Origin of the sequence: Citrobacter sp. R56, assembly GCF_016811995.1 — a bacterium.
GTDB lineage: Bacteria > Pseudomonadota > Gammaproteobacteria > Enterobacterales > Enterobacteriaceae > Citrobacter_D > Citrobacter_D enshiensis.
On record NZ_CP069159.1, the window covers coordinates 4,176,632 to 4,200,105 of the forward strand.

At 50.7% G+C, this 23,474-nt stretch carries 14 protein-coding genes, 3 rRNA genes and 2 pseudogenes; 13 read left to right on the plus strand and 6 right to left on the minus strand.

Annotation, left to right across the window (positions count from 1 at the left end):
• Positions 1-67 precede the first annotated feature (67 nt).
• Both JM656_RS19685 and JM656_RS22390 read left to right on the plus strand, forming a co-directional pair.
• Positions 68-401: pseudogene (locus JM656_RS19685) on the plus strand (transposase); the annotation flags it as partial.
• An 89-nt stretch (positions 402-490) separates the two neighbouring features.
• Positions 491-639: pseudogene (locus JM656_RS22390) on the plus strand (IS4 family transposase); the annotation flags it as partial.
• A 1,301-nt stretch (positions 640-1,940) separates the two neighbouring features.
• Here the strand turns inward: JM656_RS22390 and JM656_RS19695 are convergent.
• Positions 1,941-3,566, minus strand: a complete 1,626-nt coding sequence (locus JM656_RS19695; protein WP_203359209.1) for a lytic transglycosylase F — start codon at positions 3,564-3,566, stop codon at positions 1,941-1,943.
• Positions 3,567-3,900: 334 nt separating this feature from the next.
• On the opposite strand from JM656_RS19695, the gene JM656_RS19700 reads away from it, so the two are divergent.
• The 5 genes from JM656_RS19700 to JM656_RS19720 all read left to right on the plus strand — a co-directional run bounded on the left by JM656_RS19700 (position 3,901) and on the right by JM656_RS19720 (position 9,641).
• Complete coding sequence (locus JM656_RS19700; RefSeq protein ID WP_203359210.1) at positions 3,901-5,388, plus strand: sugar ABC transporter ATP-binding protein; 1,488 nt, start codon at positions 3,901-3,903, stop codon at positions 5,386-5,388.
• Complete coding sequence (locus JM656_RS19705) at positions 5,369-6,352, plus strand: ABC transporter permease (protein ID WP_203359211.1); 984 nt, start codon at positions 5,369-5,371, stop codon at positions 6,350-6,352. Before JM656_RS19700 ends, JM656_RS19705 begins: the two co-directional genes overlap by 20 nt.
• 66 nt (positions 6,353-6,418) lie before the next feature.
• Positions 6,419-7,372, plus strand: coding sequence for a substrate-binding domain-containing protein (locus JM656_RS19710; protein WP_203359212.1), 954 nt, complete (start codon positions 6,419-6,421; stop codon positions 7,370-7,372).
• Positions 7,373-7,443: 71 nt separating this feature from the next.
• Positions 7,444-8,508 (plus strand): sugar phosphate isomerase/epimerase, encoded by a 1,065-nt coding sequence (locus JM656_RS19715; RefSeq protein ID WP_203359213.1) that lies wholly within the window; start codon positions 7,444-7,446, stop codon positions 8,506-8,508.
• Positions 8,505-9,641: a Gfo/Idh/MocA family protein gene (locus JM656_RS19720; RefSeq protein WP_203359214.1), complete on the plus strand. Its 1,137-nt coding sequence runs from the start codon at positions 8,505-8,507 to the stop codon at positions 9,639-9,641. Before JM656_RS19715 ends, JM656_RS19720 begins: the two co-directional genes overlap by 4 nt.
• A 218-nt stretch (positions 9,642-9,859) precedes the next feature.
• On the opposite strand, the gene rrf is transcribed toward JM656_RS19720, so the two are convergent.
• From rrf to yahO, 4 genes are all read right to left on the minus strand, one after another.
• Positions 9,860-9,975 (minus strand): 5S ribosomal RNA (rrf, locus tag JM656_RS19725).
• Positions 9,976-10,073: 98 nt separating this feature from the next.
• A 23S ribosomal RNA gene (locus JM656_RS19730) occupies positions 10,074-12,983 on the minus strand.
• Positions 12,984-13,215: 232 nt separating this feature from the next.
• Positions 13,216-14,757: ribosomal RNA gene (locus tag JM656_RS19735) — 16S ribosomal RNA — on the minus strand.
• Together the 16S, 23S and 5S rRNA genes form the textbook arrangement of a ribosomal RNA operon.
• 993 nt (positions 14,758-15,750) lie before the next feature.
• Entirely contained in the window at positions 15,751-16,020 is a 270-nt protein-coding gene (yahO, locus tag JM656_RS19740) for a DUF1471 family periplasmic protein YahO (protein WP_192613689.1), read from the minus strand.
• 644 nt (positions 16,021-16,664) lie between these two features.
• Between yahO and JM656_RS19745 the strand changes: the two genes are divergently transcribed.
• The 4 genes from JM656_RS19745 (at position 16,665) to JM656_RS19760 (ending at position 20,170) form a co-directional block, all read left to right on the plus strand.
• The gene (locus JM656_RS19745; RefSeq protein WP_203359215.1) at positions 16,665-17,039 is read left to right on the plus strand and encodes a helix-turn-helix transcriptional regulator; all 375 of its coding nucleotides are present in this window, start codon (positions 16,665-16,667) and stop codon (positions 17,037-17,039) included.
• 629 nt (positions 17,040-17,668) lie between these two features.
• Positions 17,669-18,013, plus strand: a complete 345-nt coding sequence (locus tag JM656_RS19750) for a DUF3302 domain-containing protein (protein WP_203359216.1) — start codon at positions 17,669-17,671, stop codon at positions 18,011-18,013.
• A 2-nt stretch (positions 18,014-18,015) separates the two neighbouring features.
• A complete protein-coding gene (locus JM656_RS19755) occupies positions 18,016-19,152 on the plus strand; it encodes an HlyD family secretion protein (protein ID WP_203359217.1) in 1,137 nt (378 codons plus the stop codon).
• A gap of 94 nt (positions 19,153-19,246) precedes the next feature.
• Positions 19,247-20,170, plus strand: coding sequence for a LysR family transcriptional regulator (locus tag JM656_RS19760; protein ID WP_203359218.1), 924 nt, complete (start codon positions 19,247-19,249; stop codon positions 20,168-20,170).
• Between the two features lie 66 nt (positions 20,171-20,236).
• Here JM656_RS19760 and JM656_RS19765 read toward each other — a convergent pair whose 3' ends face one another.
• The gene (locus JM656_RS19765; RefSeq protein ID WP_203359219.1) at positions 20,237-20,545 is read right to left on the minus strand and encodes a LysR family transcriptional regulator; all 309 of its coding nucleotides are present in this window, start codon (positions 20,543-20,545) and stop codon (positions 20,237-20,239) included.
• Between the two features lie 666 nt (positions 20,546-21,211).
• On the opposite strand from JM656_RS19765, the gene hemP reads away from it, so the two are divergent.
• Positions 21,212-21,394, plus strand: coding sequence for a hemin uptake protein HemP (gene hemP / locus JM656_RS19770; RefSeq protein WP_238929175.1), 183 nt, complete (start codon positions 21,212-21,214; stop codon positions 21,392-21,394).
• A 74-nt stretch (positions 21,395-21,468) separates the two neighbouring features.
• Entirely contained in the window at positions 21,469-23,454 is a 1,986-nt protein-coding gene (locus JM656_RS19775; RefSeq protein WP_203359221.1) for a TonB-dependent hemoglobin/transferrin/lactoferrin family receptor, read from the plus strand.
• Positions 23,455-23,474: the final 20 nt, after the last annotated feature.

Below are 23,474 nucleotides of genomic sequence, written 5' to 3' on the forward strand. Positions count from 1 at the left end.
GTTGCAGGCTCAGATCACTCATCATCCTGATAAAACCGGCTATCCCGTGGCATAGCAAACGTTCAGAATGGCCAACTGGAAGAACGACAACAAGACCCTCATCAACCGTGGCACTCACTTTCTGGTTGGACGAACCGGTCATTCAGGCTTGGTACGAAAGCGGCACGCCGTCATCACGGGGCCGCCCGCAGCACTACTCTGACCTTGTCATCTCCACCGTACTGATGATCACTTGTTCAGACCTGTCATTAAACAATGTCACTGATGCAGAGGCGTTCCCTGGACTCATCCGCCAGACATACCGAAAAATCAACGCGGTTGCCGCCGATGGTGCTTACGATACGCGGCGTTGTCACGATGACCTTCGCCAGAAGAAAATCAGGGCACCTATCCCTCCCCGTGCCAGAGGAATGCCGATTAGTTAAGGATCGATTGACCGATCCAGTGGCTGTGTAAAAATTCGGAAATCGTCCTTGTTTCTGAATTTTATATGCGTATCGCTCAGGTTCTTGAACTTGCCTCCCGTGATGACTCATACCATAACCACATGACTTCTTTGTGGATTATCTCGACCCTGAACTTATCTCACGTTGCCAGGAAGAAACTGGGGCAGTCACGCTGCCTCAACGCCGCTTCCCGACTGGTGTGGACTGACGCTGCCTGGTGTATTCTGGCGCACCCCGGATATCGCCCCGTAATTCATGACGTTCTTCTCCCGGCTAATCAGCATGCGGCATAAAAAGTTCATCATGCCCTGGGGCGTGAAGCAAACACAGTGCCTGCAGCAGAAATGGCTTAGAAGTGTCTGATTATCTCTGGTAATTCATTATGGGTATGGCAGAGACCCTTTTACCGTTATGTTCTTTTTTTTTCGTAAGCGTACGCCGTGCCGCCTCACTGATACCATGACACCATAGTGGAGGCGTTTGCTGAATTAATTCCGACACCGAATGCTTGACCAATAATTTTCAGTCGTAAAAATGAGAAAGCCCCAGCAATAAAACACCGGGGCTTTTAAGATACTTTCAAATTAATATTTAACATTCATCAACTTAATTATTTAATACTACTGCTATAGATGTACATGTTTTTACAGGATATATCGGTACTTCAGATGCTGCTATCCTCCTAAAATCCTATTAGATAAATTTCTATCCTGTTTATTTCATTGAGAATTATCCTGACGACTTTTCTCAATAAGTACATCGCCCGCGCGATATATACTCTTTGATGCGTTGCCTTACTATCTTCGCCGTCTTTTCGATGCCGTATCTGCTAGCTATCTAACCGCGAAATAACCATCAACAACAAGGCCTTACATCATCGCGCCATCATCCACATTATGCGATTGTAGAGATATACTACGTGACCTTAAAACCTCTTCACACGGGGCAGAAACTTTCTGCTCAATATTGAAGAACCCAAACAAAAAACACTTCGTGGCCTTTATCGCATCTAACTTACTTAGCCTGGTAAGTCGTACCGCTTAATAACACTTTAACTTAATTCCACATCAGCTATAAGGTCAATCTACTCGTTATTAATCGCCTGTCAACACTGTATTTTAATACAGTGTTTATAAGATAATTCGTACCCGCATCACACGAAATAATCAAGACTCACTGACCTTTGGTTTGATGCACCCACAGCAAGACTGATACGGGAATTACGGGTGCAGATAGCGGTATTAATTCTAGTCAAATCAAGCACGCGTTTTGAAAATCCCCATGTCCTTGGTTCGATTCCGAGTCCGGCACCACTATTCTAAAGAACCCGCCCAAAAGGCGGGTTTTTGCTTTTTAGCGATCCGCCAGATTTCTGGTCGTGCTGTCCACAGATTCCACCGCTTCCCTCTGTACTATATCCGAGTACTTTCCCTTAGTATCACGCCTCTCCTTTGGTCACAGTTCCCCATTCTGCTGATTTTCAGACAGGGAGCATCACGGTTTGTCCGAGGTTTCTTTTTTTGCCTTCTCCGTGGCCTTGTTGGTATGTTTCGGGGCGACGTCACTGAGTGAGTCCTCTGCGTCTTTCTCTTTACGCGCGACTTCGTCCATGATGAGTCGATAGGCGATGTAGTACTTGTAGATGTTACTCACATAGGTGACTGTCTCAGCACCTATCTGCTCAGCAGCCAGATATTCCACGTTGCCAAACCAGACATCAGGATCAAAGCCGCGCGTCTTTGTTTCGGCGCGTAGCCGGGCAATGCGGGCCGCCCCCGCGTTGTAAGAGGCGAACGAGAAGAGCGCCTTATCAAGCTGGGTCATCGGCTCATCACCGTAGTAATTGTCTATCATCCAGCGCATGTACTTCACCCCGGCATGAATGTTGGGATCCAGCTTCCGGATGTCGCCCACTTTCATTTCTTTGCCCGTACGCGGCATCACCTGCATCACGCCAATGGCCCCCACATGGCTTCGGGCTGACTGGTTGAGCCGCGACTCCTGATAACCCTGAGCGGCCATCAGCAGCCAGTCCACGTCATAGCGATCGCCGTACTTTCTGAACAAAGCCACCATATTCAGCAGTTTGCGACGCTCCTTCTCCGCTGCGGCACTTTTGACATACTTTGCGCTCTTCAGATAGCGAAACAAAAGGATGTTACCCAGTTTGCTGCCCTGGCCATTTTCCTTAACGAAGTCATTCAGTAACGCGAGAAGTTCAGGGCTATTTTTGCGTACAGCCCACGCGATATTGGCATCGTCGCGCAACACGATATCTTCGTGTATCTGAATTTTTGGAAACACCTGTTTCCAAAACTCTGCTTTATGCCGATCGACGACGATCAGCGGGATAAGACCGGCATTCAGCATCTCGATAAGATCTTCATCCTCAAGTGATTCAGGGGCTTCCTCGAGAAAAACGGGGGGACGTGAGGCTTTAGCAAAGCGTGCATTAAGCGCCTTCAGGCTCTCGTAATAGCTTGATGATGGACGCACAAACACCGTCTTGCCCGAGAGTTGCTCCAGGGTCTCTACCTTAGGAGAGTTGGGACCCGAGAGCAGCAGTTCTTTGACATTGAGATACAGGGGAATGGTGAAATCCACGAGTTTCTGACGATCCGGGGTAATCGTCAGATTCGCAGCGGCGATATCTCCCCGCCCCTCGTTAAGGGCCATAAACAGCTGATCACGCGCCACCGGCACGAAGATAATGCGGACTTTGAGGTGGCGTTGTTTTAGCTTGTCCTCCTTCAGTAACCTGGCGTTGAGTTCGCGTTCAAACGCCATAAACACGTCATGGGTGGCTCCGCGCTGGGTTCCCTTGTTGATGAAGAAGAACGTCTTACTGTAAGTCGTCAGTACCCGGATCACCCGGCGATCGAGCATCCCTGGCAGATCCCCCACCCAGGGTTGCAGCAATTCATCCATGTTGACTTCGAGCACCTCTCGCTCCTCCGACTGAGGCTGATCACCTTCAGCAGAATCAGCAGGAGACTGGCCTTGCTCAGCAGTTACAGCAGGCGGCTGATTTTGCTCAGCAGAAGCAGCATACACGGGGGCGACGAGCAGCAGTGCGGTAATAAGGGCGATGAAAAAACGGTGAAACGAGAGGGCATTCATGGCGAGAGACTCCGCATGGCGCATCCTTTCATTTTAGCCAACGCCGGAACTCTCTGACGTATATCTGGTGCACTTCGACAGTTTCCAGAAACTGCGTTACGCCAGTGATGACGCGTTTAAAAACCCAAATCTTGCGCCGCTCGGCAGAAATCATTGTCCTGACTTGCATTTTTATACCTTGTGCACTGCACTCAAATTCAGGAGACAATCGACAACGCCGGGTGAGAATGATGGGGATCAGCGACGTAGCGTGGGAGGGAACGTATCGGGTTCCGGGAGTCATAAACCCTACCCGCTGTAATGGCATATACCTGAATAAACAAGGAATGTCCTTGTGAGCCTCGCCATTGAATTTGTCGGTATCTGCAAAGCATTTGGCCCAGTGCGCGTGTTGCATGGGGTGAGTTTTACGCTGGCGCCGGGAAAAATATATGGCCTGTTGGGGGAAAACGGCGCCGGTAAATCAACCCTGATGAAAATTCTCGCCGGTTACGAACAGGCCAGCGAGGGAGAAGTGCGTATTGACGGTACGGCCCGTCATTTCCGTTCTTCGCGTGACGCCGAACAAGCCGGAGTGGTATTGATCCATCAGGAATTCAATCTTGCCGAGCACCTCACGATTGCCCAAAATATTTTCCTCGGCCATGAATACAAACGGGGCTGGCTGCTGGATGAGCGCGCCATGGAACAGGCGAGCGCGCGCTGTCTTGCCGACGTCGGTCTCAGGATCTCCCCGAATACGCTGGTACGGCGGCTGATCGTCGCAGAGAAGCAGTTGGTCGAGATAGCCAAAGCATTATCACGCCAGGCGCGTTTGTTAATCATGGACGAACCCACCGCCACGCTGACCCCAGCGGAAACAGAACGATTATTCGCCCTGATAGGCAAGCTTAAGGAAGATGGGGTCACCATCATCTATATTTCTCACAAACTGGATGAGGTCAAATACCTCACCGATGAGGTCGTCGTGATGCGCGATGGCCGCTTCGTTACCCGCGCCGCCACCGCCGATCTCACGCGCCAGCAGATGGCAAACCTGATGGTTGGGCGTGACATGTCCGACATGTTTCCCCCGAAGCGTTCACCTGCCAGAGAGGCGCCCATTGCCCTGGCCGTCGAAGGACTGTCAGTACCCGGCTGGATCGACGAGCTCAGCTTTAACGTTCGCGCGGGCGAGATCCTCGGCTTCGCCGGTCTGGTCGGCGCCGGACGCACTGAGGCTTTTGAAGCCATCGTGGGGCTGCGGCCACGCAGTGCCGGTACGCTGACGCTGGGGGGAAAAAAAGTTCGTCCCGGCAACCCACGCGACGCCATGCGTCATGGCCTCACGTATATGCCGGAAGATCGCAAAGGTAAGGGCTTGCATATCAATTTGGGGTTGAGCGAAAACCTGACGCTGATGACGCTGGAACGCTACGCCACGCCTTTACTCAATCAGCGCGCTGAACGGGAAGCGCTTGAGCAGGCGGTAACGGTTTTTGGGCTCAAAGTGGGTGATCTTAGCGCCAGGGCGCGCATGCTCTCCGGGGGAAATCAACAAAAACTGGTGCTGGCCAAATACCTGCACCCGGACCCACGCGTTATCGTGCTCGATGAGCCCACCCGTGGCGTCGATGTGGGGGCAAAAAGAGACATCTATTTTTTGATCCAACGACTTGCCACAGAAGGACGCGCCGTGATTGTCATCTCCAGCGAGTTGATAGAACTGATCGGTTTGTGCCATCGCGTACTGGTGTTACGTGCGGGGCGGTTGCAGGCAGAGCTTAGCGCTGAGAATCTGAACGAAGAGGAGCTGATCACCTATGCAACCGGCACCCGCTGATCTTTTCGTTGTCTTCCGTCGCACCTGGTCGCACCTTTCAGGATTTGGCCCACTGATTGGGTTGATTCTGTTGTGTATCACCGGCACCCTGCTTAACCCGGATTTTGCCACCCTCGACAACCTGATGAATGTGCTGACCCGCACTGCGTTTATTGGCATCATCGCGGTGGGCATGACCTTTGTCATTATGTCCGGCGGTATCGATCTTTCGGTGGGCTCCATGGCCGCACTGATCGCAGGCTGTGTGATCCTGTTTATGAATCACTTCACCGGTAATCCCCTGGCTGGCGTAGTGTTGGGAGCCCTATTTGCTCTGGTGCTGGGCGCACTGTTTGGTTCCTTGCATGGCTTGCTGATTACCAAAGGGCAGATCGAAGCCTTTGTCGTCACCCTGGGCACCCTGGGTATCTTTCGGGCTTGCCTCACCTGGCTGGCGGATGGGGGCGCACTCACGCTCGCTGACACTCAGGCGGATATCTACAGCCCTGTCTATTATGGCAGTTTGCTCGGCGTGCCCATCCCGGTGTGGGTATTTGCCATCGTGGCACTGGCGGGCGGGCTGTTACTCAACCGTACCGCTTTTGGCCGCTATGCGCAGGCCATCGGATCGAACGAGCAGGTCGCGCGCTATGCCGCGATCCGCGTCGATCGCATCAAGATCCTGACCTATGCGCTGCTCGGTTTCTGTGTGGGAATCGCCACCTTGCTGTATGTTCCACGGCTGGGCTCCGCTACTCCGAGTACCGGCCTGTTGTGGGAGCTGGAAGCCATCGCTGCCGTAGTGGTGGGCGGGACGACCCTCAAGGGAGGGGAAGGACGCATTGTCGGTACGGTGATCGGCGCCATCCTGCTTTCCGTGATCAGTAACATTCTTAATCTCACCAGCATCATCAGCGTTTATCTCAACGCCGCCGTCCAGGGGGTGGTCATTATCATCGTCGCTTTTCTGCAACGCGGGCGCTGAAGGAGTGGTAACAGAAGAAATCCGCGGGCACGCGGGCAAACCGTTTGATTTACTGGAGATAACTCGATGAATAAAGCGCTTCGCATTATTGGTGCCAGTGTCCTTGCCTGCTCGCTCAACACCAGCTGGGCGGCAGAGAGTGTAACGCTGGGTGTCTCTATTCCCACGGCCACCCACAGTTTTACCTCCGGCATCGTCTGGTGGGCCAACAAGGCCAAAGCAGATTTAGAGAAAGAACATCCCGATCTCAAGGTCATCGTGAAAACGGCCGCCAACGCCCCCGAACAGGCTAATCAATTGCAGGATCTGTTAACGGTTAACAAAATGAACACCCTGGTGATTTTCCCCTTTGAATCCGCAACGCTGACCAAGCCAGTGGCGCAGGTGAAGGATAAAGGCGTGTACGTTACGGTCGTTGACAGAGGGTTGACCGACACCAAAGCCCAGGATGCTTACGTTGCCGGTGACAATACCGCATTTGGCAAACTGCCTGCCGAATATCTGGCGAAGGTGATGGGCGGAAAAGGTGAACTGGTCGCCTTGCGCGGCATTCCAACCACGCTGGATAACGAGCGCTTTGACGCTTTCACTGCCGTTATCAAACAACACCCTGAAATGAAAATTCTTGATGCCAAATACGGCAACTGGAACCGGGATGATGCCTTCAAAGTGATGCAAGACTTCCTCACGCGCTATAAGCATATTGATGCCGTCTGGGCTGCCGATGATGATATGGCGGTGGGCGTGCTCAAGGCCATTGACCAGGCTAAACGTGATGACATCAAAATCGTCTTTGGTGGCGCCGGTGCCAAAGGGGCGATCAAAACGTTGATGGAGGGAAGCGATCCGCGCATCCAGGCTAACGTCTCCTATTCACCCAAGTTTATCTACGATGCGATCAAACTGACCGCAGAGGCGCGCCTGCAGGGCAAGGAACTGCCTGCCAAAACCATTATTCCTTCGGTGTTGATCACCAAAGAGAATGCCAAAGATTTCTACTTCCCTGATTCACCGTTCTGAGTTTATGTATAAGCGGGGTGTGTAGATCACCCCGCAACACCCACTTTCACCGCATGATGAAGGAGTTGCGCATGAAAACCCTCAAAGGACCGGCTGTCTTTCTTGCACAATTTATCGGTGACCGCCCTCCCTTCGATACGTTGCAGGGGCTGGCTGGCTGGGCCGCAGGTCTGGGGTTCAAGGGAGTGCAGCTCCCCACTAATCATCCCCATCTGTTCGATTTGAACCTGGCGGCACACAGTCAAACCTATTGTGACGAGGTCGCCGGACAGCTTGCAGAGCATGGGCTCGTCATCACAGAGCTTTCTACTCACCTCCAGGGACAACTGGTGGCGGTACATCCGGCCTATGATTCCCTGTTTGACCAGTTCGCTGCGCCAGAGATGCGGGGGAAACCGGCCGCACGCACTGAGTGGGCGGTTAATCAACTGATGGCGGCGGCGAAGGCCTCCCAGCGTCTGGGGTTAACGGCACATGCGACCTTTAGCGGCGCCCTCGCCTGGCCTTATCTTTATCCCTGGCCCCAGCGACCGGCAGGCCTTATCGATGAAGCCTTTGCCGAGCTGGCACGTCGTTGGCGTCCTGTCCTGGATGCGTTTGATGAGCAGGGTGTTGACGTTTGCTATGAGCTACACCCCGGTGAAGATTTGCACGATGGGGTGACGTTCGAGCGTTTTCTGGCGGCACTGGATGCGCATCCGCGCGCCAATATCCTCTATGACCCCAGCCACTTCTTATTGCAACAACTTGATTATCTGGCGTTTATCGACATATACCATCAGCGGATCAAGGCGTTTCACGTGAAAGATGCCGAGTTTCGCCCCTCCGGACGTCAGGGTGTGTATGGGGGGTATCAGGATTGGCTGGATCGTGCAGGACGTTTTCGCTCGCTCGGCGACGGTCAGATAGACTTTACGGCGATTTTCTCGAAGCTGACCCAGTATGACTATTCAGGCTGGGCCGTTCTGGAGTGGGAGTGTGCCCTCAAACACCCAGAGAGCGGTGCTGCTGAAGGGGCGCAGTTTATCCGCCAGCACATCATTCGGGTGGCGGAGCATGCCTTCGACGACTTTGCCGACAGCCGTCTCGATCCGGCTCAGTTGTCCACCTTGCTGGGACTGGGAGCGAAAACATGAATCGCCGTCTGCGTCTTGGCATGGTGGGCGGTGGACAAGGCGCCTTTATCGGTGCCGTACACCGAATGGCCGCCCGGCTGGATGATCACTACGAACTGGTGGCGGCGGCCCTCTCAGGTGATCCCGAGCGCGCGGCGGCCAGTGCGGCTGAACTGAAACTCCCGCGCAGTTACAGCGATTTTCGCGAAATGGCGCGGCTAGAGTCGGCTCGTCCGGACGGCATAGAAGTCGTCGCTATCGTGACACCAAATCATCTGCATGCCCCTGTGGCAACCGCTTTTCTTGACGCCGGTATCCATGTGATCTGCGATAAACCGCTGGCGCTGACGCTCGGGGAAGGAGAAGCACTGGCCGCACTGGCAAAACGGCAGCAGCTACTGTTTGCCGTGACGCATACCTACAGCGGATACCCGATGGTGCGCCATGCCCGCGCCCTGGTGGCCGCGGGTGAACTTGGCGAACTGCGTTATGTGCAGGTGGAATATCTTCAGGACTGGCTGGCAGAACCCCTGGAGGCCAGCGGCCATCGGCAGGCGGCCTGGCGCACCGACCCCGCACGGGCCGGTCAGGCTGGTTGCCTGGGTGACATCGGCACACATGCCTGGCATCTCGCCGCCTTTGTCAGTGGTCAGTTGCCGGAGGCGCTCAGCGCCGAGCTTCACACCTTTGTCCCCGGCAGGCGGGTTGACGATCATGTTCAGGTCTGGATGCGTTATCCCAATGGCGGCCGGGGTTCACTGATTGCAAGTCAGGTCGCCAGCGGCGAGGAAAACCGACTAGTGCTGCGTCTCTACGGATCCCGAGCCAGTTTAGTCTTCAGTCAGGAGGAGCCGAACCAGCTTTGGTTTACCCCACTTGCGGGTCAGGCACAGCGGCTGACACGGGGACGCAGCGTGAGTCCGGCGGCAACACATGCCACTCGCGTACCAGCGGGTCATCCGGAGGGTTATCTGGAAGCTTTCGCTCAGCTGTATACCGATGCAGCACTGCGCATTCATGCCATGCAGGCTGGAGTTGCTCCCCCGCCTGAGACAGACGATCTTCCCTGTGTGGAAGAGGGGGTGAACGGCATGCGTTTTATTGATGCGGCGCTAGACAGTCACCGTGCAGGTGGTGCCTGGATACCGTTCTAAATCCAAAATCGCCCATACCTCACGGAAATGAGAGCTTCTGGACAGAAGGTTTTCAACCGTAGTGTGCATGAGTTATGGAAGAGTGGTTTTGTATCGTGCCAGATGGCGCTGCACTTATCAGGCCTACAAATCGGATAAACACCGCCATCCGGCATTTCCCCCGGACCACAGACGCAAAAAAGCCCATCCGTCAGGATGGGCTTCTTCACTTGTTTGATGCCTGGCAGTTCCCTACTCTCGCATGGGGAGACCCCACACTACCATCGGCGCTACGGCGTTTCACTTCTGAGTTCGGCATGGGGTCAGGTGGGACCACCGCGCTACAGCCGCCAGGCAAATTCTGTTTATCAACATGTCCTTTGAACATGTTAATTTAATCTGTATCAAGCTGATATTGATGTCTTTCTTCCACCAAAACACCTTTGGCGTTGTAAGGTTAAGCCTCACGGTTCATTAGTATCGGTTAGCTCAATGTATCGCTACACTTACACACCCGACCTATCAACGTCGTAGTCTTCAACGTTCCTTCAGGAGACTTATAGTCTCAGGGAGAACTCATCTCGGGGCAAGTTTCGTGCTTAGATGCTTTCAGCACTTATCTCTTCCGCATTTAGCTACCGGGCAATGCCATTGGCATGACAACCCGAACACCAGTGATGCGTCCACTCCGGTCCTCTCGTACTAGGAGCAGCCCCCCTCAATTCTCCAGCGCCCACGGCAGATAGGGACCGAACTGTCTCACGACGTTCTAAACCCAGCTCGCGTACCACTTTAAATGGCGAACAGCCATACCCTTGGGACCTACTTCAGCCCCAGGATGTGATGAGCCGACATCGAGGTGCCAAACACCGCCGTCGATATGAACTCTTGGGCGGTATCAGCCTGTTATCCCCGGAGTACCTTTTATCCGTTGAGCGATGGCCCTTCCATTCAGAACCACCGGATCACTAAGACCTGCTTTCGCACCTGCTCGAGCCGTCACTCTCGCAGTCAAGCTAGCTTATGCCTTTGCACTAACCTCCTGATGTCCGACCAGGATTAGCTAACCTTCGTGCTCCTCCGTTACTCTTTAGGAGGAGACCGCCCCAGTCAAACTACCCACCAGACACTGTCCGCAACCCGGATCACGGGTCTACGTTAGAACACCAGCCATTAAAGGGTGGTATTTCAAGGTTGGCTCCATGCAGACTGGCGTCCACACTTCAAAGCCTCCCACCTATCCTACACATCAAGGACCAGTGTTCAGTGTCAAGCTATAGTAAAGGTTCACGGGGTCTTTCCGTCTTGCCGCGGGTACACTGCATCTTCACAGCGAGTTCAATTTCACTGAGTCTCGGGTGGAGACAGCCTGGCCATCATTACGCCATTCGTGCAGGTCGGAACTTACCCGACAAGGAATTTCGCTACCTTAGGACCGTTATAGTTACGGCCGCCGTTTACCGGGGCTTCGATCAAGAGCTTCTCCTTACGGATAACCCCATCAATTAACCTTCCGGCACCGGGCAGGCGTCACACCGTATACGTCCACTTTCGTGTTTGCACAGTGCTGTGTTTTTAATAAACAGTTGCAGCCAGCTGGTATCTTCGACTGATTTCAGCTCCACGAGCAAGTCGCTTCACCTACATATCAGCGTGCCTTCTCCCGAAGTTACGGCACCATTTTGCCTAGTTCCTTCACCCGAGTTCTCTCAAGCGCCTTGGTATTCTCTACCTGACCACCTGTGTCGGTTTGGGGTACGATTTTGTGTTACCTGATGCTTAGAGGCTTTTCCTGGAAGCAGGGCATTTGTTACTTCAGCACCGTAGTGCCTCGTCATCACACCTCAGCGTTAATAAGGAACCGGATTTACCTGGAACCTCCGCCTACATGCTTAAACCGGGACAACCGTCGCCCGGCCAACATAGCCTTCTCCGTCCCCCCTTCGCAGTAACACCAAGTACAGGAATATTAACCTGTTTCCCATCGACTACGCCTTTCGGCCTCGCCTTAGGGGTCGACTCACCCTGCCCCGATTAACGTTGGACAGGAACCCTTGGTCTTCCGGCGAGCGGGCTTTTCACCCGCTTTATCGTTACTTATGTCAGCATTCGCACTTCTGATACCTCCAGCAACCCTCACAGGCCACCTTCAACGGCTTACAGAACGCTCCCCTACCCAACAACACATAGTGTCGCTGCCGCAGCTTCGGTGCATGGTTTAGCCCCGTTACATCTTCCGCGCAGGCCGACTCGACCAGTGAGCTATTACGCTTTCTTTAAATGATGGCTGCTTCTAAGCCAACATCCTGGCTGTCTGTGCCTTCCCACATCGTTTCCCACTTAACCATGACTTTGGGACCTTAGCTGGCGGTCTGGGTTGTTTCCCTCTTCACGACGGACGTTAGCACCCGCCGTGTGTCTCCCGTGATAACATTCTTCGGTATTCGCAGTTTGCATCGGGTTGGTAAGTCGGGATGACCCCCTAGCCGAAACAGTGCTCTACCCCCGAAGATGAGTTCACGAGGCGCTACCTAAATAGCTTTCGGGGAGAACCAGCTATCTCCCGGTTTGATTGGCCTTTCACCCCCAGCCACAAGTCATCCGCTAATTTTTCAACATTAGTCGGTTCGGTCCTCCAGTTAGTGTTACCCAACCTTCAACCTGCCCATGGCTAGATCACCGGGTTTCGGGTCTATACCCTGCAACTTAACGCCCAGTTAAGACTCGGTTTCCCTTCGGCTCCCCTATTCGGTTAACCTTGCTACAGAATATAAGTCGCTGACCCATTATACAAAAGGTACGCAGTCACCCTGATAAATCAAGGCTCCCACTGCTTGTACGTACACGGTTTCAGGTTCTTTTTCACTCCCCTCGCCGGGGTTCTTTTCGCCTTTCCCTCACGGTACTGGTTCACTATCGGTCAGTCAGGAGTATTTAGCCTTGGAGGATGGTCCCCCCATATTCAGACAGGATACCACGTGTCCCGCCCTACTCTTCGAGTTCACAACACATGCGATTTTGTGTACGGGGCTATCACCCTGTATCGCCGGACTTTCCAGACCGTTCCACTACCACACATGCTGATTCAGACTCTGGGCTGCTCCCCGTTCGCTCGCCGCTACTGGGGGAATCTCGGTTGATTTCTTTTCCTCGGGGTACTTAGATGTTTCAGTTCCCCCGGTTCGCTTCATTACGCTATGTATTCACGTAATGATAGTGTGACGAATCACACTGGGTTTCCCCATTCGGAAATCGCCGGTTATAACGGTTCATATCACCTTACCGACGCTTATCGCAGATTAGCACGTCCTTCATCGCCTCTGACTGCCAGGGCATCCACCGTGTACGCTTAGTCGCTTAACCTCACAACCCGAAGGTGTTTCGTAAAACACATCGTGTTGTGAAAATTTGAGAGACTCGAACACACCGCTTATCTGTTCTTATTACGGAGAACAGACACAGTGTGTCGTTTCAATTTTCAGCTTGATCCAGATTTTTAAAGAGCAAAACTTCTTAATGCACTCGAAAGTACATTCAGAAGTTCATCATTCATCAGACAATCTGTGTGAGCACTACAAAGGCAGGTTCTTTAAGGTAAGGAGGTGATCCAACCGCAGGTTCCCCTACGGTTACCTTGTTACGACTTCACCCCAGTCATGAATCACAAAGTGGTAAGCGCCCTCCCGAAGGTTAAGCTACCTACTTCTTTTGCAACCCACTCCCATGGTGTGACGGGCGGTGTGTACAAGGCCCGGGAACGTATTCACCGTGGCATTCTGATCCACGATTACTAGCGATTCCGACTTCACGGAGTCGAGTTGCAGACTCCGATCCGGACTACGACATACTTTATGAGGTCCGCTTGCTCTCGCGAGGTCGCTTCTCTTTGTATATGCCATTGTAGCACGTGTGTAGCCCTACTCGTAAGGGCCATGATGACTTGACGTCATCCCCACCTTCCTCCAGTTTATCACTGGCAGTCTCCTTTGAGTTCCCGGCCGAACCGCTGGCAACAAAGGATAAGGGTTGCGCTCGTTGCGGGACTTAACCCAACATTTCACAACACGAGCTGACGACAGCCATGCAGCACCTGTCTCACGGTTCCCGAAGGCACTAAAGCATCTCTGCTAAATTCCGTGGATGTCAAGAGTAGGTAAGGTTCTTCGCGTTGCATCGAATTAAACCACATGCTCCACCGCTTGTGCGGGCCCCCGTCAATTCATTTGAGTTTTAACCTTGCGGCCGTACTCCCCAGGCGGTCGACTTAACGCGTTAGCTCCGGAAGCCACGCCTCAAGGGCACAACCTCCAAGTCGACATCGTTTACGGCGTGGACTACCAGGGTATCTAATCCTGTTTGCTCCCCACGCTTTCGCACCTGAGCGTCAGTCTTTGTCCAGGGGGCCGCCTTCGCCACCGGTATTCCTCCAGATCTCTACGCATTTCACCGCTACACCTGGAATTCTACCCCCCTCTACAAGACTCTAGCCTGCCAGTTTCGGATGCAGTTCCCAGGTTGAGCCCGGGGATTTCACATCCGACTTGACAGACCGCCTGCGTGCGCTTTACGCCCAGTAATTCCGATTAACGCTTGCACCCTCCGTATTACCGCGGCTGCTGGCACGGAGTTAGCCGGTGCTTCTTCTGCGGGTAACGTCAATCGACACGGTTATTAACCGTATCGCCTTCCTCCCCGCTGAAAGTACTTTACAACCCGAAGGCCTTCTTCATACACGCGGCATGGCTGCATCAGGCTTGCGCCCATTGTGCAATATTCCCCACTGCTGCCTCCCGTAGGAGTCTGGACCGTGTCTCAGTTCCAGTGTGGCTGGTCATCCTCTCAGACCAGCTAGGGATCGTCGCCTAGGTGAGCCGTTACCCCACCTACTAGCTAATCCCATCTGGGCACATCCGATGGCAAGAGGCCCGAAGGTCCCCCTCTTTGGTCTTGCGACGTTATGCGGTATTAGCTACCGTTTCCAGTAGTTATCCCCCTCCATCGGGCAGTTTCCCAGACATTACTCACCCGTCCGCCACTCGTCACCCAAGGAGCAAGCTCCTCTGTGCTACCGTTCGACTTGCATGTGTTAGGCCTGCCGCCAGCGTTCAATCTGAGCCATGATCAAACTCTTCAATTTAAGTTTGATGCTCGTGAATTAAACTTCGTAATGAATTACGTATGTTCACTCTTGAGACTTGGTATTCATTTTTCGTCTTGCGACGTTAAGAATCCGTATCTTCGAGTGCCCACACAGATTGTCTGATAAATTGTTAAAGAGCAGTTGCGACGCGCTTTAGCGCTCTGTCGCGAGGTGGCGTATATTACGCTTTCCTCTTTCAGAGTCAACCCTGATTTTCAGGATTTTTCTCTTCAACCGAACCGGCTGTTTGTGTGAAGTGATTCACATCCGCCGTGTCGATGGAGGCGCATTATAGGGAGTTCTCTGCCGCCCGCAACCCTTAAATGACAGAAAAATGACTGACTGCTGCATTCCACAGCAAAACCCCGCCTTATACCCATTTACGCACAGAGTTATCCACAATGATGCCGATATTTTCAGCCGCAACGACTCACAGTGTGTGTATCTATGCCGCGGGGACATGTCATTTATCTATACCTGACACAAACTCTGCCTTCCCTGCATCCCTACATCTATATAGATGTTCATCACCGCAGCCCCTTGGGAACAATCAGCTGTTCAACGACAGCAGCGTTAGCGCATCTCCAACACGACGACTCTCTTGAGTCCCTTAATAAGGCCGGTTCTTGCTTTTGGTGCAAACGACCAATGATCTATTCCCATCACCAACCGTCCCCCTGATTTTACCGACGCGGCGGAAGGGCGCAGTGAGTGGCAAAGGGTGGCAAGGGGTGTGGTGAGAGACAGGTATCGATTTGCGCTTGTCGCCCCAGGGTGTGTCTCTTGATCACAATGAAAACCAACACATCTATATATATAGAAGAGCCTGGTGCGCTATAAATGCAAAGAACCCACCTACAGGGCGGGTTCTTTGCATTTATAGGTATAGGTTCAGGTCGGCTTCAGGCCTCTCCCTCCCACTTATTCTGTCCCTGTCGCTGCCGGACATCGCCGGATGCGGTTTTCCCTCTGGTATGGGGCAGTTCAGGCTCACCTTTTCCGATAAACGTTGGCTGTTCCGTGGATCTTGTTATTGGTGTTACCCGAGGTCATCACGAAAATGTCTCCCCCTTTTTCATCTGCTTTTTTAGAAAGCTCAGCTTTCGCCTCAGCCGTACTGGTCGTACCTGACGTGGCGATCTCACCGACGTTGACATACTGATCGGCGACTTTCTCGAAGTCTTTTTGCAGCATCATTTCCGCAGCCTGCGCACTAAAAGAAAAAGCAGCGACTAGCGCTCCAGCAATTATCTTTTTCATATATCCCTCGTCATCACTGGCTATCACACTTAAGCACTTGTGTTTATTTTGAAGAATCAATCAGATGGTCACTCAAAATATGTATGTCTGTTCTCTGTCATAAGTGGAAAGTCATTTGCATTACCTGTACCCCAAAAGACCTGCATCACTCACCACACGCCAGACATCATAACTATATGAACAATTACCGTAATACTGTCAACAATAATAAAATCGCCACATCTGAAATGGATATAACGACTATGCAACTCCTGGGGATGAAAACAGAATAAACGACAACCACATTAATTATCGTTAATATAAAATCCTGCCTCATTGAGAAGAAAAAATTCTGATAAAAAGCAAAAAAGACGTCAGTACATAACGCAGAATCTCTTTCATTGCACATTTCGCCTTATATAACCCTGCACACTTTACTTAAAATAATATTAAGAATAACCCAGTCACACAAAAATATTGAATAGTTTAAGATATTTAAACACTTAACATTTCATCAAAACAGGGATGGTGAAAATATGCGAAATCCATCACAAAAAAAAGGCTGTGCCAATCTAGCTTTTCGGAAAATAAACGTTGTTATTGATATCGCATTATATGATTATTGAATACATCGACAGTGTACAGTCAGTAGGAACAGAGAATAGATGGCATGTTCAAAAAACAATTCATTTACAAAAGAAGTGTCCAACCAACTGATCGCATTGATTAATGAAAGACCAGAAGACAAGTTACAGATTGATGATCTCGTTACTATCTCTGGATTTTCAAAGTTTTATCTGCAATCTTTTTTTAAAGCACACACGGGAATATCGCTTGGACGCTTTATAAAAGATATCTACCTTAATCATTCTGCACTTGAATTAATGAATTCACAGAATACTATTCTAAATATTGCCTTAAATGCAGGATACAGTTCACAACAGTCATTCTGTCGGGCATTCCGCAAAAAATATAAAATAACCCCAGGCGAACTCAGAAAGTCAGGAGTTAAAGCAGAAGATTTTATAACTGAAAACTAAACAGCATCATTGACTACTTTTCCAGTAAGATACGCTTGTACTCTGGCCCCATCCGTTCCAATATTCTCCGCAATAATTCATGGATCCCCTACTCCTTGCGCAGAGAAATACCTCAAAATAATACATAAAAAAAGACCGCACGGGCGGCGGTCAAATGATGTGTTAAGAATAGTAATTGTTTATTTCTCTTTCAGGCACATTTACTCACATTTCATAAACATCATCAACTCAGAAAAAAGAATCCTTTCTCTTACTTGAAGCGCCTTATGAAACATTTACAAAATAGCGTTTAAAAACTCACCATGCAATTCAATTATAATTATTATATTCCATATAGTTAAATCGTTCCGTAATTCTAAACGATTAACTCTAGCGAGACATATTGAATAAGGTATCCTGCTTTCATTACCATTAAGCAAGACATTATCTAAACAAGTAAAATTAACAGAATATTCACGAAAACCGTACTGACTCAAAACAATATATCGGGATTTATCATCCCGTGAGACATAACCACGCTGTCCCCCTTAGTACTATTCCCCCTAAACCATAACTTAGGGGTGATACGTCAGCGAAAGAAGATGGGTCGAGCTTAGTTTTACCAACCCGACGGAGGGAGGAGGAATAGTATGTTCCTTAATTATTTTGCACTTGGCGTTTTAATCCTGGTGTTCCTGATAATTTTTTACGGTGTCATCATCATTCATGACATTCCTTACGAAATTGCCAAAAAACGTAACCACCCGCATGCCGATGCCATACATGTTGCCGGATGGGTAAGCCTGTTCACGTTACATGTCTTGTGGCCGTTCCTTTGGATTTGGGCCACGTTGTATCGCCCCGACCGTGGATGGGGAATGCAGACTGCACAGCAACCGCAGTATGAAAACCTGCAATTGCGTATTGCTGAGCTTGAACGGCTGGTGAAAAAGCAACAACAACACGCTGACTCTGATAACACTCAAGGCAATTAATTGTGGATTTATTAATTATTCTGACTTACGTGGCTCTGGCCTGGCTGGTCTTTAAAATATTCAAGATTCCTGTCAATAAATGGAGTATCCCAACAGCAGCTCTGGGTGGAATCTTTCTGGTTGGTGCCCTGATTCTATTAATGAACTATAACCACCCTTATACCTTTAAGGCGCAAAAAGCGGTGATATCCGTTCCGATTACGCCACAGGTGACGGGTATTGTGCGTAAGGTCACGGATAAGCCAAACGAACTTATCAAAAAAGGCGAAGTCCTTTTTGAACTGGATCCGACACGCTTCCAGGCCCGCGTTGCGAGACTGGAAGCCGATATTGTCACCGCAATCCATAATGCTGATTCGCTACAGGCGCAGATGGATGAAGCCGTCGCGAATACCGCGACAGCAGCTGCGCAACGCGATCGCTTGTACAAAGATTACCAACGCTATTTGCAAGGCAGTAAGGCGAAGGTGAATCCGTTTTCAGAAAGCGATATTGATCATGCCCGGCAAAGCTACCTCGCTCAGGATGCGGCAGTAAAGTCATCCGTTGCAGAGCAAGCGCAAATCAAAAGCCAGCTTGATAGCCTTCTCAACGGCGAGCAATCGCAAGTTGCCAGCCTGCGCGCCCAGCTTGCTGAAGCAAAGTTTGATTTAGAGCAGACCGTTGTCCGTGCGCCGAGCGATGGCTACGCTACTCAAGTGTTGATCCGCCCAGGTACTTTTGCTGCGGCGTTACCACTGCGTCCGGTAATGGTGTTTATTCCCAAACAAAAACGGCAGATCGTGGCGCAATTCCGCCAGAACTCATTGTTGCGTTTAAAAGCCGGTGATGAAGCCGAGATCGTGTTCAACTCTTTACCAGGCCAGGTATTCACAGGAAAACTGGCAGGCGTGCTTCCGGCGATTCCAGGCGGCTCGTATCAGGCTCAAGGGACATTGCAATCATTGACGGCCACGCCGGGTACTGAAGGTGTTCTCGCCCTCATTGATCTGAACCCAGATGAGAGTATTGATGCCTTACCGGATGGCATATACGCGCAAGTTGCCGTCTATTCAGATCATTTTTCTCATGTGGCCATTATGCGTAAAGTATTACTGCGTATGACCAGTTGGATGCATTACCTCTATCTGGACCATTAAGCAGTTCATTGTGCCTTGTTGATGTCGGGTAATTATTTCAGGTCGTAGATCATCTACACTGGAAACAAGGCACAATGTTTACAGAACAGACATAATGAAACAATTAAAAATCAGAGATTTAAAAATACTGCTGGATCTTGTTGAAACGAAAAGTTTCAGTCTGTCTGCGAAAAATGCGGGTCTGACCCAGGCCAGCATCAGTAAAAGCATTGCGGCAGTGGAAGAAACGTTAGGCATTAAAATAATTGATCGGGAGAGTCGCCCTGTCAGGCTAACCGCCTTCGGCGAAACGCTATTGCCTCGCATTAGAAAGCACATTATTGAAAATGATGAGCTCTTTGAACTGGTTGAGCATTACAAGAAAGCCCCTACAGGCGAAGTAAACATCTTTTCCCCTTCAGGCATGCAGGCTTATCTTGCAGAAAATATTCTGCCGCCCTTGTTTCAACGATTCCCTGATTTGAACGTAACAATAACAACATCCAATCACTATAAAGCCGACTACTTTAAAGGCGTAAGTTTTAATAATTCCTGCGATATGCTGATTTCCTATTCGCCACCGCATAATCAGAATCTGATCGCCAGAAAAGTAAAACGCATACGGATGGATGTGTTTGCAACCCCAGAATTTCGCGAACGCCATCCCTTCACTACGCCAGAAGAGTTATCCCGGCATCCTTTCATTTTATTAAGTTCAATGGCGAATAACAGTTATGAAAATATTTTTGAGTTTGCGAATGCAGAAACTGCAGAAGTAAAATCGGTCGCTGTTACAGGAAAACTAAAGTTCGACAATGTTTACACCGCCATCAATTGCTGTCGAAATGGGATGGGGTACATGGTCACGTCCGATTTACTTCTGAAAGATACCAGCGGAATACAGGCCGTCCTGCCTCCAGAATGGGGCATTTATATTGATTGCTATGTCATTTATAGAAGCCGGAAGAACCTGCCGTTCCGTGTACAATCATCGTTAGATTATATTATTGAGCTAATGGCTCAGGAAAATAAGCCGTAACAGCAGCAGGTCGTAATGTCATTAGACACAAGTCTGCTGTGATGAGTGAAGAGTACACTGTCATACTCATGCAAACGCCTTTGCTTTGCGGGAGTCGTCATTCACCGCCAGAGCAAATTTCAAAAAGGTTTCCCCGATCATTTTATCCAGCTCTACCGCGTATTTGGTTGGACGCAAACAACGCCCTTCTCTTTCAAAAAGCGGTACGGGAAAGTAGGAACAAAAGCGTTTGAGCATTATACTCACTGTGGGCGCTGAACAGTTCAACACCACACTGGCATTAAATATCGTCTTATAGCTCATCACCGCAGAAAAGTAGAGTGCAGAATTAAAGTCAATGTTTTTCAGATACTCAAAGTCATGTTTTTCAAGCATATCATTATTCTCAATGTTCACTCAATTAGCCTCTCATATAACAACATAAAATATAAGTATTTTAAATGATTGAACAAACAATCATTAGCGCTATGAAGTTATAAAACAAAACTATATACAACCAGATATAGTTAAGTAATGTGGCGATTTATTGCGGAGTCAACATCGATAATAATGAATAACTCCAACACCACAGGTTAATTAAACTATTTTGTAAATTAAAATAGTTAGCGCGTTATTAAATACTGATCTGGAAAATTAATACAAATTCAACTCAGGAGTTGTCCTGATGAATGTTTAAGAGAGTACCAAAACCACAAAAAAGATAAACAATTAAAAGATGCAAAACAGTGAATACTATTATTCCAAAATTGTCATAGAGCCATCGACTTCATCACTAAGTTCCCGTTCCCTGAACCAGAAACAGAAACAGAACACCAACAGCACCCCAGTGCACTCAAACGAGAGAAAACGTCATCGCCCTATGAAAAGGGGGCTTTTGATAACACGGCTCCTTCCCCCCACACCGGCTCCACTTCAGGGAGTCCAACGCTACTCCTCTGGCAAAATTGATCCAGACACATTTTTGCGAAATAACTCTTGATGCAAAACTTGATCTTTATGATAATCATTCTTGTTATCATTTTCATAACGGACGTGCCTGGTATGCTTAACACTACGGCAGCACAACACATTAAAGACACTACGCCGCTCTCCCCTTCTCGCGCCAAGCGCCAGATAGACAGCAAGATGCTGCTTGGCGAAGAGGGATGGGTGCTGATTGAACATAAAGGTCAACATTACCTGCTGCGCCAGACGCAATCCGGAAAACTGATCCTGACTAAATAAAACATTCTATTTCGCCAGCCACCCAGGTCATCCCAGGCAGCCAGCACTTTTCAATTTCCTCATGGAGAGTTGTTATGTTACGCCTGCAATCTGCCTCTTTGCGCCCATCGCTACTGGCAATCATCATCGCCAGCGCCTTGCCTGGGGCGGCTTACGCAACCACAGACGATATGACCGTCACCGCAACCGGTAACGCCCGCAGCGCTTTCGATGCGCCGATGATGGTCAGCGTTATCGATACATCCGATCCCGAAAACCAAACTGCCAGCTCCGCTGCTGACCTGCTGCGTAGTGTTCCCGGCATCACCCTGAACGGGACGGGGCGCACGAATGGTCAGGATGTTAACCTGCGTGGCTATGACCGCCGCGGTGTATTGATTCTGGTTGACGGTGTACGTCAGGGAACCGACACCGGGCATCTCAACAGTACGTTCCTTGACCCTGCCTTGATTAAACGTATTGAAGTCGTGCGCGGACCTTCAGCACTGCTGTACGGCAGCGGCGCGCTGGGTGGCGTCATCGCCTATGAGACGGCCGATGCCAAAGATCTACTCCAGGAAGGGCAAAACAGCGGATTCCGCGTCTTTGGCACGGGCGGCACCGGCGATCACAGTCTGGGAATGGGCGCCAGCGCCTTTGGCCGCACCGATAATCTGGACGGTCTGGTGGCATGGTCCAGCCGCGATCGCGGTGATTTGCGTCAGGGTGATGGTTCTACCGCGCCCAACGATGAGTCCATCAATAATATGCTGGCAAAAGGCGCCTGGCAGATTAACGAGGCGCAGTCGCTGAGCGGCTCACTGCGCTATTACAATAATGCTGCGCAGGAACCGAAAAACCCGCAGACCATTGAAGCCTCAAGCGGCAGTAATCCGATGGTGGACCGTTCGACGATCCAGCGTGATATGCAGATGTCTTATAAACTCGCCCCGCAAGGCAATGACTGGCTGAACGCCGATGTCAGCGCGTACTGGTCTGAAGCCCGCATTAACACGCAGAATATCGACAGCACGGGTGAATTCCGCAAACAGACGACCAAAGGCGGCAAAGTCGAAAACCGCAGCCGTGTTTTCAGCGACTCTTTTGCCTCTCATCTGCTGACGTACGGCGGGGAATATTATCGTCAGGAACAACATCCCGGCGGTGCCACGACCGGATTCCCGGAAGCGAAAATCGACTTCAGCTCTGGCTGGTTACAGGATGAAATCACCCTGCGCGACCTGCCCGTTACGCTGTTAGGCGGTACGCGTTATGACAACTACCGTGGCAGCAGCGACGGTTATGATGATGTCGATGCAGACAAGTGGTCGTCGCGTGCCGGGATGACCGTCAGCCCCACCGACTGGCTGATGCTGTTTGGTTCTTACGCTCAGGCATTTCGCGCGCCGACAATGGGCGAAATGTATAACGACTCCAAACACTTCTCTATCGGCAACTTCTACACTAACTACTGGATACCGAATCCGAATCTGCGCCCGGAAACGAACGAAACACAGGAATATGGTTTTGGACTGCGCTTTAACGACCTGATGCTGTCCAACGATGCTCTGGAGTTTAAGGCCAGCTACTTTGATACCAACGCGAAGGATTATATCTCCACGTCCGTCGACTTCGCCGCAGCCACCACCATGTCTTATAACGTCCCGAACGCCAAAATCTGGGGCTGGGACGTGATGACAAAATACGCAACAGACCTGTTCAGCCTCGATGTCGCGTACAACCGCACGCGTGGCAAAGATACGGACACCGGCGAATATATCTCCAGCATTAACCCGGACACCGTCACCAGCAAGCTCAACGTACCGGTGGCACAAAGCGGTTTCTCCGTCGGCTGGGTCGGCACCTTTGCCGATCGCTCAACGCACATCAGCAGCGAATACAGTAAACAGCCGGGTTATGCCGTGAACGATTTTTACGTCAGCTACCAGGGACAACAAGCGCTGAAAGGCATGACCACCACTCTCGTACTGGGCAACGCCTTCGATAAAGAGTACTGGTCGCCGCAGGGTATTCCGCAGGACGGTCGTAACGGCAAGATTTTCGTGAGCTATCAATGGTAATCATCGCACCCCGGTTCGCC

Bases quoted from the DNA above. Each gene is read 5' to 3' on its own strand.
- JM656_RS19710 (WP_203359212.1), top strand. From the start codon at position 6,419: ATGAATAAAGCGCTTCGCATTATTGGTGCCAGTGTCCTTGCCTGCTCG.
- JM656_RS19750 (WP_203359216.1), top strand. From the start codon at position 17,669: ATGTTCCTTAATTATTTTGCACTTGGCGTTTTAATCCTGGTGTTCCTG.
- JM656_RS19720 (WP_203359214.1), top strand. From the start codon at position 8,505: ATGAATCGCCGTCTGCGTCTTGGCATGGTGGGCGGTGGACAAGGCGCC.
- JM656_RS19745 (WP_203359215.1), top strand. From the start codon at position 16,665: ATGGCATGTTCAAAAAACAATTCATTTACAAAAGAAGTGTCCAACCAA.
- JM656_RS19705 (WP_203359211.1), top strand. From the start codon at position 5,369: ATGCAACCGGCACCCGCTGATCTTTTCGTTGTCTTCCGTCGCACCTGG.
- JM656_RS19715 (WP_203359213.1), top strand. From the start codon at position 7,444: ATGAAAACCCTCAAAGGACCGGCTGTCTTTCTTGCACAATTTATCGGT.
- hemP (WP_238929175.1), top strand. From the start codon at position 21,212: ATGCTTAACACTACGGCAGCACAACACATTAAAGACACTACGCCGCTC.
- yahO (WP_192613689.1), bottom strand. From the start codon at position 16,020: ATGAAAAAGATAATTGCTGGAGCGCTAGTCGCTGCTTTTTCTTTTAGT.
- JM656_RS19760 (WP_203359218.1), top strand. From the start codon at position 19,247: ATGAAACAATTAAAAATCAGAGATTTAAAAATACTGCTGGATCTTGTT.
- JM656_RS19765 (WP_203359219.1), bottom strand. From the start codon at position 20,545: ATGCTTGAAAAACATGACTTTGAGTATCTGAAAAACATTGACTTTAAT.
- JM656_RS19695 (WP_203359209.1), bottom strand. From the start codon at position 3,566: ATGAATGCCCTCTCGTTTCACCGTTTTTTCATCGCCCTTATTACCGCA.
- JM656_RS19775 (WP_203359221.1), top strand. From the start codon at position 21,469: ATGTTACGCCTGCAATCTGCCTCTTTGCGCCCATCGCTACTGGCAATC.